General features: G+C 64.3%; 9 protein-coding genes. 3 read left to right on the top strand and 6 right to left on the bottom strand.

What is annotated here, in order from left to right; genetic code table 11:
* Positions 1–78: 78 nt before the first annotated feature.
* From CLG96_RS09815 to CLG96_RS09795, 5 genes are all read right to left on the bottom strand, one after another.
* Positions 79–1,674, bottom strand: coding sequence for a recombinase family protein (locus CLG96_RS09815; RefSeq protein ID WP_107967718.1), 1,596 nt, complete (start codon positions 1,672–1,674; stop codon positions 79–81).
* 386 nt (positions 1,675–2,060) lie between these two features.
* Positions 2,061–2,423, bottom strand: a complete 363-nt coding sequence (locus CLG96_RS09810; RefSeq protein WP_165799616.1) for a transposase — start codon at positions 2,421–2,423, stop codon at positions 2,061–2,063.
* 379 nt (positions 2,424–2,802) lie between these two features.
* Positions 2,803–4,035 carry a carbohydrate porin gene (locus CLG96_RS09805; protein ID WP_165799615.1) on the bottom strand — a complete coding sequence of 411 codons (1,233 nt, stop codon included), beginning with the start codon at positions 4,033–4,035 and terminating at the stop codon, positions 2,803–2,805.
* Between the two features lie 370 nt (positions 4,036–4,405).
* Positions 4,406–5,749, bottom strand: coding sequence for an MFS transporter (locus tag CLG96_RS09800; RefSeq protein ID WP_107967715.1), 1,344 nt, complete (start codon positions 5,747–5,749; stop codon positions 4,406–4,408).
* A 128-nt stretch (positions 5,750–5,877) separates the two neighbouring features.
* Positions 5,878–7,098, bottom strand: coding sequence for a fumarylacetoacetate hydrolase family protein (locus tag CLG96_RS09795; protein WP_107967720.1), 1,221 nt, complete (start codon positions 7,096–7,098; stop codon positions 5,878–5,880).
* A 122-nt stretch (positions 7,099–7,220) separates the two neighbouring features.
* Between CLG96_RS09795 and CLG96_RS09790 the strand changes: the two genes are divergently transcribed.
* From CLG96_RS09790 to CLG96_RS09780, 3 genes are all read left to right on the top strand, one after another.
* Positions 7,221–8,222 (top strand): LysR family transcriptional regulator, encoded by a 1,002-nt coding sequence (locus CLG96_RS09790; protein WP_107967714.1) that lies wholly within the window; start codon positions 7,221–7,223, stop codon positions 8,220–8,222.
* A gap of 178 nt (positions 8,223–8,400) precedes the next feature.
* Entirely contained in the window at positions 8,401–9,933 is a 1,533-nt protein-coding gene (locus tag CLG96_RS09785; protein ID WP_207796657.1) for a UxaA family hydrolase, read from the top strand.
* A 49-nt stretch (positions 9,934–9,982) separates the two neighbouring features.
* On the top strand, positions 9,983–11,566 hold the full coding sequence (locus CLG96_RS09780; RefSeq protein ID WP_107967719.1) for an aldehyde dehydrogenase (NADP(+)): 1,584 nt from the start codon (positions 9,983–9,985) through the stop codon (positions 11,564–11,566).
* Between the two features lie 38 nt (positions 11,567–11,604).
* On the opposite strand, the gene CLG96_RS18980 is transcribed toward CLG96_RS09780, so the two are convergent.
* The coding region (locus CLG96_RS18980) for a hypothetical protein (protein WP_207796656.1) at positions 11,605–11,808 on the bottom strand (204 nt) is incomplete at its 5' end.

The following is an 11,808-nucleotide window of genomic DNA, read 5'->3' as shown; positions in this document are numbered from 1 at the left end:
GGGGTGGAGCAGCCCGGTAGCTCGTCAGGCTCATAACCTGAAGGTCACAGGTTCAAATCCTGTCCCCGCAACCAACGATCATCGCGACCCCGTCCCCACAAGGAGGCGGGGTTTTTCTTTGCCCACAGCAAACGCCAGCATCGCCGCCAGATCCCCCCGCAGATGGATTCCAAGCTCGCCGTATTCCGGCGTCAGCACGACCTGATCGACCAGCGATCGGATCGCCTCGGCGGCCTCGGACCGGGTACCCTCGTCGCGGAGGGACTCATGCAGCGTGCTAATCCGGCTACGATACGTCTCGGCCATGTTGGGATGAAGCAGCGCCGGCGGCTCCTGCGCGGTAGCAAGGCTGTCCTTCAGTTCGGCACGCCGATCCTCAAGCACCTGCATCCGGTCCTTGAGCCGCTGGGGTGGCGTGCCTGCGAGGATGGCGTCGATCGCCTTGTCCAGCTCGCGCTCGATTTTCTCCAGTTCCTTGCGCCAGGCCGCGATGGTCGCGCCACGCTCGATCAGCCTGCGGTTCACCTCGCGGGTAAACTCCTCGCAGAACGTCTTGAACAGTGCCGGGTCCATCAGGTGGGTGCGGAGGCCGCTCAGCACCGAGGCTTCGAGCGTCTCGATCCGGATGTTGAGCCGGTTGTCACAGGTGCTCTTGTCCCGTGCGGTCGCGCAGCCGAGCAGGTTCCTCGATATCAGCGAATAGCTCCCACGGCAGCGGCCGCATTTGAGCAGGCCGGAGAGCAGATATTTGGGACGCCGCCGGTCGACCAGCGGGTTGGCGCTCTTCTCCTGTGGACCGAGGGTAAGCGATTGCTGCCGCGCCTTCACCTGGTCCCATAGCGCCTGATCGACGATCCGCAGCTCGGGAACGTCCTGCGTGACCCATTCGGATTTTGGATTGAGGCGCGACACACGCTTGCCGGTATCCGGATTCTTGATGAAACGCTGCCGGTTCCAGACCAGCCGGCCGATATAAAGTTCGTTGTTGAGGATGCCGGTGCCGCGCTTGGGATTACCGTGGATCGTTGTCGGTCCCCACGCGCCGCCGCCGGGGCCGGCAAGACCTTCCTGGTTCAGGTCCAGAGCGATCGTCCGCGAGGACTTGCCGTCGGCATAGTCGCGGAAGATCCGACGCACGACGGCTGCCTCGGTCTCATTGACGGCGCGGTCGCCACGGACCGGCTCGCCATTGCCGTCGAGGCGCTTCACGACATCATAGCCGTAGCTGTTGCCGCCACCGGCCTTGCCCTGCTCGACACGGCCGCGCATGCCGCGCCGCGTCTTGTCGGCGAGATCCTTGAGGTAGAGCGCGCCCATCGTCCCCTTGAGGCCGATATGGAGTTCGCTCACCTCGCCCTCCGACAGGGTGACGATGCGGACGCCGGCGAAGCGCATCCGCTTGTAGAGACCGGCAATATCCTCCTGATCGCGCGAGAGACGGTCGATCGATTCCGTCAGGATCAGGTCGAACCGGCCGCGCTGCGCGTCGGCGATCAGATCCTGGATGCCCGGACGCAGAAGCGAGGCGCCCGATATGGCGCGATCCGCATAGCTGTCGACGATCTGCCAGCCCTGCCGCTCGGAATGCAGGCGGCAGAGCCGGAGCTGATCTTCGATCGAGGCGTCGCGCTGGGCGTCGCTCGAGTAGCGCGCGTAGAGGGCCGTGCGGGTCATCGTCACTCCGTCCCAGGCTGCTCAATCTCCTCTGCGCGCCGGTGGCCCTTCGCAGCTCTGTCCAGCCAGTCGCGCGCTGCCTGCCGGGCGAGCAGCCTGACCAGCGGCACGAGCGCCGCCCGGAAACGCTCTCCATCTCCACGGTCCTGTCCTTCGGCCACATCGCTAGCGGTCGGAGGGGGACTGCCTCGCCCGTTCTCTCCGCTTGACGGCGGAGCAGCGCGTGGACGCGCACCGGTAGCCGTAGGTCGGCAGATCGACGATCAGCGCGCGGATGTCAGCGACGAGTTCGGCGTCGGGCAGCGGTGGGCGCCCGCCACGTCGCGGCCCTGGCCGGTGCCGCATCGGGTGCGGTCGTGAGATGCCGATCGCCTCTGCAACCGCGCTCACTGGCCACCCTCCGGCCACGAGGTCGAGCGCAACAGTTGTTTTTTTGGGCCTGCCGCCCGGGAGACCGCCTCACGGAGAAGTTCGCTCCCCATCGTCTTCTTGCCCAGCAGGCGCTGCAGCTCACGCATCTGTGCCTCCAGCGCTCGATAGTCGGACGCGGACACGACCTCCTCGCCAGCGGCGGCGGCGGTGAGCGCGACCTGCGCCATGAGACGGCGCCAGGTGAACAGCTGGTTGCCGGCTATGCCATGGCGACGGGCAACCAGCGACACCGTATTGCCGGGCAGATCCGTCTCCTCGACGATCCGGATCTTCTCCTCGACCGACCAGCGCCGCCGGCGCTGCACCGAGGTGATCACCTCTACCCGATCGTACGTTCCAGTCATAGGGTCAGGCATATTCCTCACACTTTCATAAGTGCGAGGGCCTGTCAGGCCATTTAGGGGGCTACTTCACCGGAGGTCCATATAAATGCAACGGGCGGTCCGGTCACGGAGCATTGGTAGTCCGGAGTGGTGATGATTTGGTTTGCTGACTAGAGCCTGCTCCTTCTCCGGATATGCAAGATCTCGAGGTTTCTAAAAGCAGAAACTCCAACGCATGGGGTCGTTGTCTGGCTTCACGCTACCGATGACTATCAGCCTCCTAAATAAGAATCCTTGCGAGGACGGTGTGGATCGCCTCCTAATTTCATGAGATTTGACACTAACCGATAGAAAGGAACTCAAAATAGGCGGCTCAAAAGGACGTCAGCGCACTGAAGCCGGCGATGACGATGGATTTACGATCCGATCGCCCGGCCGGGTGGACGACGAGCTGGAGGTTGGGACGCAGGGTGAGGCCGGGCAGCGGATAGATGATATAGTCGAGCTCCGCCGCATATTCGGAGCGGCGGATCGGCACATTGTCCCGCGCCATTTCATTCCATGCCGCATGCATCCGGGCGAGCCGGCCATTGCTGCGGGTCCGGCCGATGGCGAGGCCGATCTCGTCCGTCGGGCGGCCCGGGATGAGGCCGGAATAGAAAGCCCCGACCGCGAATTTGTTGAGGAGCGGCGCGGTGCGCCGATCGCCCTGAACCGCGTTCAGGAACATGTTGAAGCCGCCCGCGCCCTCCGCATCGGGAGCGACGATCTGCTGGCGGAACGCGGCATAGGCGCCGTAACGCCCGCGTTTCTTCTCCAGCGGCCGGCCGCTGAGCGCGGCCATGCCGCCATCGACGTCGCGCACCAGATCGGTTGCCCTGGATGTGTCGTACCAGGCCCCGATCTTGTACAGGCCCGCCCGCCGGGGATCGCCGCCGAGCCGCACCGCCCAGGCCTTTTCGATCGGGATCATCACGCCGGTGCACCCCTTGAAGGACAGGTTGAAGCCCTTGTCGTCGCGAAGATTGCTGGGGTTCACCTCATAAAGGCCGAGCTGAAAATAGCCCTTCCTGCCGTCATAGAGGCGGACCCGGGCGCCCCATTCGCTGACCGGCGAATTATACCAATAATAGCCCAATATATTGCCCGGCGCGGTGCCGCAGAATGTGCCATTTTCGAAGATACAGGGTGCGGTGGCGAAATCCTCGCTGAGGCTCACCCGGCCGATCTTATATTCGACCTTACCGATCGTCTGGCGATACCAGAATTGCGTCAGCCGCCAGACCTCGCCGCGCCCGTAAATGCCCTGGGCGGGCTGGAGGAGGAACAGGCGCTTGTCGGTGCTGAGATTGTCGCCATTGCGGTTGAGGATCAGGAGCTGGATCACGGCTTTCTTCACGCCGATCATCCTGTCGAGATCGAAGGTGGCGCCTAACGAGGCCTGTCCCGCCTGGCGGAAACCGGAATCGGTGCCACCATTGAGATTATAAACGCCGTGCAGCAAGTATTGCGCGCTGAGGCTTATGCCCATGTCCTGAAGCCCGGTGCGGATGCCGGCCCAGTCGCCCAGCAGATGTTCGTCGGCGAGAGGGTTGCTGCCCGTCATGCCAAGCTTCCCGTTCGTGCCCTTGGATGGCGAGGTGGGCAGGACAAGCGGACCGCCATTTCCTGCCTTTGCTCCATTTTTGTCCTGGGCGTTCCGAGGCGTTTCTTCGGCAACAGAATGGGCCAGTGCGGATGGAATTTCCATTGCCGCATAATAAGCGGCGTCTATCGCGGCGCTTTGCATGCTATCCTCCCCTAGGAATATCTTCTCTTCCGAAAGATTATTCCAATTCTTCAAACGATTAGGTCGCAGATGGCCGTCGTCAGCTGCCCGGTGGCGCCTCCGCCTCCCGTCAAAAGCCGATTATCGCGAAAATCTCTTCAGCGAGCCGATCGCGATCTCGCCGCCGCCATCGGCTTGATCGCGATCGTCACTCGCCGGCGACCAGCCCCGGCTCGAGCGGGAGCGACTGCGCGCGCGGGCGCTCGTCCTGCAGCCGCCACATCAGCAGCACGCCCAATAGTCCTACGATCGACAAAGAGAGCATTCCGGCGCGGGGATCGGCGAAGATCGCCTCGACATTGGCCTTCAGCATTGGCGCGATGAAGCCGCCGATATTGCCGAGTGCGCCGATCAGCGCGATGCCACCCGCCGCGGCCACGCCGCCCAGATAGCCGGTCGGCAGCGTCCAGAAGAGTGGCTGCACCGTGACGAAGCCCGATGCCGCCACGCAGAAGGCCAGGAGCACGGGGACGAAGCTGTTCAACAGCCCCGACGCGGCCACGCCGAGCGCGGCCATGGCCAGCATGCACATGGCCAGCTGCAAATGGGCCGCATGGCGATCCGCATAGCGCGTCACGATAGACATCACCGCCGCCGCGCAGAGCCAAGGCAGCGAGATGAACAGCCCGACCTTCAGCCCCACGGTCGTGCCGAGCAGTTCGGCGATCCGGGTGGGCAGATAGAAGATCACGCCATAGACGCTCACCTGGATGCTGAAATAGATCAGGATGAAGGTCATCACCCGGGGATTGCCGAGCGCCGCGAGCAGGCCCCGGGGGCCATGATGCAGCTTGCGCTCTTCCTCCGCCTGGAGGTCGCGGGTGAGCGCGTCCTTTTCATCGCGGCTGAGCCAATTGGCGGCTTCCGGCTTGCTGTTGAGGTAGAAGAGCGCGACGAAGCCGACAATGACGGCGGCCAGCCCTTCCACCAGGAACATCCATTGCCAGTTGGCGAGGCCGAACATGTCATGCATGTCGAGCAGCCATCCCGAAAGCGGGCTTCCCACCAGCAGCGCGCAAGGCAGGCCGAAATAATAGATGCCGATCGCCTGACCCCTGCGATGCGCCGGAAACCAGTAGGTCAGATAAAGGATCACGCCGGGCGAGAAGCCGGCCTCCGCCAGGCCGAGCAGGAAGCGTAGCGCATAGAAGGTCGCTTCGTCCCGGGTGAACATCATCGCCGCCGAAACCAACCCCCATGTGATCATGATCCGGCTGAGCCAGGCGCGGGCGCCGATCCGGTGCAGGATCAGGTTGCTGGGGACTTCGAACAGCGCATAGCCGATGAAGAATATGCCCGCGCCGAGCGCGAAGGCGGTGTTGCTGAGGCCCAGATCCGCCTGCAACGCGGCCTTGGCGAAGCCTACATTGGAGCGATCGATCATCGCTAGGGCGAACATCAGGGCCAGAAAAGGCAGGATGCGCCAGCGACATTTGGCGATGGCGCTTTCCACATGCACGGCATGTGTTTCGCTTGTCACGAAGCCTGACATGACGATACTCTCCTATCATGCTCCTTTATGGAGTCTCTGTTCCGATATTTATTATATTGTAATAAGGTCTTATCTTGCATCCGCTTTCTATGTGCGGATCTTTTGTTTCCGGCTGGTTTCTTCTCCCCTTAGGCAACCATGCGCTGGACGTTCGATGGCCGGGGCGGGGCGTTCAGGAGGCCGCGCGCGGCAAGATTGGCGAACAGATCGCGCAGGCCGAAGGTCCAGGGTGCGGCCTTGTTGCTATGGGTGACGCGATTGTGCAGCCCGCCGATCAGCGGACTGGCGATGCTCACCCGATCGCCCAGCTTGTGCGTGAAGCCCTCGCCCGGATGGTCCCGATCCTCGGTGGGCGCAAACAGCGTGCCGAGGAACAGCAGCAGCCCGTCCGGATATTGATGGTTAGGGCCGATCGTCTGCGCCACCAGTTCCAGGGGATCGCGGCTGATTTCCCGCATCGAGCTGGTGCCGAGCAGCACATAGCCATCCTCGCCCTCGACGCGAAGATCGACCACCGAGCGGCGCACATCGTCCAGCGTGAAATGCTCGTCGAACAGGCGGATGAAGGGGCCGAGCGCGCAGGAGGCGTTATTGTCCTTGGCCTTGCCCAGAAGGAGCGCGCTGCGCCCTTCGAAATCGCGCAGGTTCACGTCATTGCCCAGCGTCGCGCCGAGGATCTGCCCCCGGCTGTTGATCGCTAGCACGATTTCGGGCTCGGGATTGTTCCAGGCGGAATGGGGATGGATGCCGATCTCCGCGCCGCTGCCGACCGCCGAAAGGACGGGGGCCTTGGTGAAGACTTCGGCGTCTGGGCCGATGCCGACTTCCAGATATTGCGACCAGAGGCCCTGTTCAATCAGCAATTCCTTGACGCGCGCGGCCTCGGCCGAGCCGGGCTTGATCGCGCCCAGATTGTCGCCGACCGCGCGCCGCACCATGGCGCGTATGTCCCCGGCGCGGCTCGCATCGCCGCCGGCCTGTTCCTCGATCACCCGTTCGATCATGCTGGCGGCGAAGGTTACGCCGGCTGCCTTGATGACCTGCAGATCGGCGGGCGCGAGCAGGAACGGCCGGGAGGGATCGTGGCGCGCGCCGCTATTGGCGAGCAGATCCTCGACGCTGCCGATCCGCTGCCCGGATAGCTGCCGTAGCGCCTGCTGGGGAGCCTCGCTTTCCAGGAGGTCGCTGAGCGTGGGGAAATGATGCGAAAGATCGAACACGCCTTCCGCGCGGAGCAATATGGGGGAGGGGCCGGCTATATCGCCGGGCACCCAGGCCCGGCCGACCAGCACGCCGTTCAGGCCATCGACGGGGAGCGTGTTCGCCGCACTGAGGTCCATGGCCGTCATCCGGAAGATCCTTCTGCCCATGAGGAAGCGGCAATGCTAAATGCGCGCTGCGATCGATCCCAATGACAATTTCAGAATAGCCGATATTCTCCGGTTATCGATCTTGACGGGCGAGTATCGCGATGGGCAGCAGCGACATTTCATTTTCCAGCATTTGTGGCTGGCTCAAGCTCAAGCATCTGCTGCTCGTCGATACGCTCGCGCGGACCCGCAACATGCATGCCGCCGCGCAGGAAATGAATCTCAGCCAGCCGGCGATCAGCAAGATGCTGCGCGATCTGGAGGAACTGCTGGGCTTTCCGCTGTTCGAGCGCCTGCCGCGATCCATGCCGCCCACCGAGCTGGGCGAATTCGTGGCGCGCTATGCTTGGCTGACCTTGAACGAGGCGCGCCATTTCACCGATCAGGTCAATCTGCTTCGCAAGGGCGGCCATGGCCGGCTGAGGGTAGGCGCAATCTTCGCGGCGACGGCGATATTGCTGCCCGAGGCGATCGCCCGCATCAAGGTGAGGCGGCCGCTCCTGTCGATCGAGGTGGTGGAACAGACCAGCGATCAGCTGCTGGACATGCTCGATCACCGGATGCTCGATCTCGTCATTGGCCGCTTTACCGACGAGCGTTACCAGCAATTATTCGATTTCCGGACGCTGGCGCCGGAGCCTTTCTGCCTGGTGGTGAACAGCCGGCATCCGCTGTGCGGGCAGAGCGACGTGCCGCCCGCGCGGTTGATGGACTGGCCATGGATCCTCTTTCCCGCCAACACGCCGATCCGCCGGCGCATGGAGCGCGCCTTCGGCGAAATCGGATTGACCACCCCGATCAATGTGGTGGAAACCATCTCGACCCAGACCTTCCTACACCTGCTGCAGGCGGGGCCGATGATCGCGCTGCTACCCGAATCGATGGTGCAGGCGCAGGTGCAGAGCGGCCTGCTGACGATATTGGATATCCCCTTCGGCGTGGAGCCGCAGGATTATGGCGTGCTGACCCGCAAGGAGGAGCGGCTTTCGGACGCCGCGCGCGAATTTGTCGACATCCTTCTCGAATCCGCCTGCGAAGGAAGCGAGCCCGGGACGCGATCCGGGCCGGGCAGGGATGAAGGAAGGTTATCGCTCAATCCATAGTTCTCATTGGGCAAGCATCGCACGGGACCGCACATTGGCCGCATGCTATTCGGGCAGACATGCTTTTCAGGCCGGGGCCGCCGATGAGACCCACTCGCCATCCTTTCCGGAAAGCCGGGCCCGACATGCGGCGTCTTGCGAGGTCATCGCCATGGACATTCTGACAGGATCGGCGGCCTTGTCGCGTCTTCCCGCCGTCATCAGGCTCAATCCGCTAGACGACATCATGATCGCCCGCGCGCCGCTGTCGCCGGGCCTGCTGCTCGATGAGGAGGGGGTGATGGTGCGCCAGCCGATCCCCGCCGGGCATAAGATCGCCGCGCGGCGCATCGGCATGGGCGAGCCGGTCCGCCGCTATGGGCAGATCATCGGCTTCGCGCTGGCGCCGATCGAGGCGGGCGAGCATGTCCATGTGCATAATCTGGCGATGGGCGAATTCGCCCGCGACCATGATTTCGGCGTGGACGCCCGCCCGACGATCAAGGCGGCGGACGAACGATATTTCATGGGGATCGTCCGCCCCGACGGGCGCATCGCGACGCGCAACTATGTGGGTATCCTGACCACGGTGAACTGTTCCGCGACCGTGGCGCGGGCCATTGCCGATCATTTCCGGCGGGACATCAATCCCGCCGCGCTCGCCCCCTTTCCCAATGTCGACGGGGTGGTCGCGCTGACGCATGGCCAGGGCTGCGCCGTGGGCGCGAGTGGGGAGGGGATGGCGACGCTCCGCCGCACGCTCGGCGGATATGCGGTGCATGCCAATTTCGCCGCGGTGCTAATCGTCGGCCTGGGCTGTGAGACCAATCAGATAGACGGCCTGCTCGCCGCGCAGGGGCTGGACCGAAGCGAGCAGCTCCGCAGCTTCACCATCCAGGACAGCGGCGGCACGGCGAAGGCCGTCACGCGGGGCATAGAGGAGGTGAAGGCGCTGCTCGCCGAGGCGGATCGTATCGAGCGCCAGCCGGTCAGCGCGCGTCATCTGATCGTCGGCCTGCAATGCGGCGGATCGGACGGCTATTCCGGCATCACCGCCAATCCCGCGCTCGGAAATGCGGTGGACCGGCTGGTGGCGCATGGCGGCACGGCGATCCTGTCCGAAACGCCGGAAATCTATGGCGCGGAACATCTGCTGACGCGGCGGGCAGTGAGCCGCGAGGTGGGCGAGAAGCTGGTCGCGCGGATCCGCTGGTGGGAAGAATATTGCCGGCGGATGCATGCCGAGCTGAACAATAATCCCTCGGCCGGCAACAAGGCCGGCGGGCTGACCACCATCCTCGAAAAATCCTTGGGCGCCGTGGCCAAGGCGGGCTCCACCAATCTGGTCGACGTCTATGAATATGCCGAGCCGGTGCGGGCCGGCGGCCTCGTGTTCATGGATACGCCGGGTTACGATCCCATGTCCGCCACCGGCCAGGTCGCGGGCGGCGCCAATCTGATCGCCTTCACCACAGGACGGGGTTCGGCTTATGGCTGTGCGCCGTCCCCCTCGATCAAGCTCGCCACCAACAGCGCGCTCTGGCAGCGCCAGGAAGAGGATATGGACGTCAATTGCGGCGGCATAGCCGATGGCTCGACGACCATAGAGCAATGCGGCGAGCAAATTTTCGAGCTGATGCTGCGCGTCGCTTCGGGCGAGCGGAGCAAGAGCGAGCAGCATGGCTACGGACAGAATGAGTTCGTGCCGTGGCAGATCGATGCCGTCACCTGAGGAGCGGCATCGCCCATCGCCCGCGCTCGACAGCGTCAAGGAGCCATATATGTCAGCGATACTCGGACTTAATTATATCGGCGGTTCGCGCAGCGCCGAGGGCTCGATCCAGTTGCGCAGCATAAACGCCAGCAGCGGCGAGGCGCTGCCCTATGGCTTCGTCCAGGCGAGCGCCGATGAGGTGGATGCGGCGGCCCGCGCGGCGGCGGCGGCCTATCCGGCCTTTCGCCAGATGTCGGCGGAAAAGCGCGCCCGCTTTCTCGATGCCATTTCCGCCGAGCTGGATGCGCTGGACGAGGATTTCGTCGCCATCGTCTGCCGCGAAACCGCGCTGCCGGCGGCGCGCATCCTGAACGAGCGCGCACGCACCAGCAATCAGCTCCGCCTGTTCGCGCAAGTCCTGCGGCGCGGGGATTTTCATGGCGCGCGGATCGACCGGGCGCTGCCCGAGCGCAAGCCGCTGCCGCGCCCGGACCTGCGCCAATATCGCATCGGCCTGGGCCCGGTGGCGGTGTTCGGCGCGAGCAACTTCCCGCTCGCTTTCTCCACCGCGGGGGGCGACACCGCCTCCGCGCTCGCGGCCGGCTGCCCGGTGGTGTTCAAGGCGCACACCGGCCATATGGCGACCTCCGAACTGGTCGCGGAGGCGATCATGCGCGCCGCCGCCGATACCGACATGCCCGGCGGCGTGTTCAACATGATCTATGGCGGCGGGGTAGGCGAGCAGCTCGTCAAGCATCCGGCGATCCAGGCGGTGGGCTTCACCGGATCGCTGAAAGGCGGCCGCGCGCTGTGCGATATGGCCGCCGCCCGGTCGCAGCCGATCCCCGTCTTCGCCGAAATGTCGAGCATCAACCCCGTCCTGCTGCTGCCCGAGGCGCTCCGCCTCAGGGGCGAGGCGATCGCGGCGGAGCTGGCGGCGTCGATCACGCTGGGATGCGGGCAGTTCTGCACCAAGCCCGGCCTGCTCATCGGCCTGCGCTCGCCCGAATTTTCGCAGTTCCAGGCGGCGCTCAGCGCGCGCATGGAAGAGCAGGGGGCGCAGCCCATGCTCAATGTGGGAACGCTCGAAAATTATGCGCGGGGGGTCGCGCGCCTCTACCAGCATCCGGGCATCAGCCGTCTGGCGGGCGAGCCGCAGGCGGACAGCCAGGCGCGGCCGCAATTGTTCAAGGCGGAGATGGACCTGCTGCTGGGCCATGACGCGCTGTTGCAGGAGGAGGTGTTCGGGCCCGCCAGCCTGCTGGTCGAGGTGGATGGCCGGGCCGAGCTGCTACGGGCGCTGGAATGCCTGCAGGGTCAGCTCACCGCGACGCTGATCGCCGAGCCGCCGGATCTGGAAAGCTTCGCCCCGCTGATCGCCACGCTGGAGCAGAAGGCGGGTCGGCTGCTGCTCAACGGCTATCCCACCGGCGTCGAGGTGAGCGACGCGATGGTTCATGGCGGTCCCTATCCGGCCACGTCGGATGCGCGCGGCACATCGGTCGGCACGCTCGCGATCGATCGTTTCCTGCGCCCGATATGCTATCAGAATTATCCCGACTGGCTGCTGCCGGAGGCGCTACAGAACACCAATCCGCTGGGCCTATTGCGTCTTGTTGATGGCGTGCCGACTAGAGATCCGTTGTCATGAACGCACGAACAGGCTGAGTTTCCTTCCGTAATGGCGGTTCACATCAGCGGCACATCGGCTGCCTTGAGCTCGTGATGCTGCGGAGGATGGCCGAAGCCGCAGTCCGGCAGAACCATCCAAATCTTGAGTCTGATGTTTCCCCGTTTTGATGGACATAGGTTTAGGGCCGATCGACATTCAGGATTCCCAAGCGGGCTAATCACTGATTCATAGGGCTCCGTGTTCATGCGGAGCAGGTGATG

This window comes from Sphingomonas oleivorans (assembly GCF_003050615.1).
GTDB lineage: Bacteria > Pseudomonadota > Alphaproteobacteria > Sphingomonadales > Sphingomonadaceae > Sphingomonas_H > Sphingomonas_H oleivorans.
The sequence above is the reverse complement of the archived record's forward strand: the minus strand, read 5'-3'. Positions and strand labels throughout refer to the sequence as shown.

Coding starts and splice junctions, on each gene's coding strand:
- CLG96_RS09815 (WP_107967718.1), bottom strand. CDS start 1,674: ATGACCCGCACGGCCCTCTACGCGCGCTACTCGAGCGACGCCCAGCGC.
- CLG96_RS09780 (WP_107967719.1), top strand. CDS start 9,983: ATGTCAGCGATACTCGGACTTAATTATATCGGCGGTTCGCGCAGCGCC.
- CLG96_RS09795 (WP_107967720.1), bottom strand. CDS start 7,098: ATGACGGCCATGGACCTCAGTGCGGCGAACACGCTCCCCGTCGATGGC.
- CLG96_RS09805 (WP_165799615.1), bottom strand. CDS start 4,035: ATGACGGGCAGCAACCCTCTCGCCGACGAACATCTGCTGGGCGACTGG.
- CLG96_RS09800 (WP_107967715.1), bottom strand. CDS start 5,749: ATGTCAGGCTTCGTGACAAGCGAAACACATGCCGTGCATGTGGAAAGC.
- CLG96_RS09790 (WP_107967714.1), top strand. CDS start 7,221: ATGGGCAGCAGCGACATTTCATTTTCCAGCATTTGTGGCTGGCTCAAG.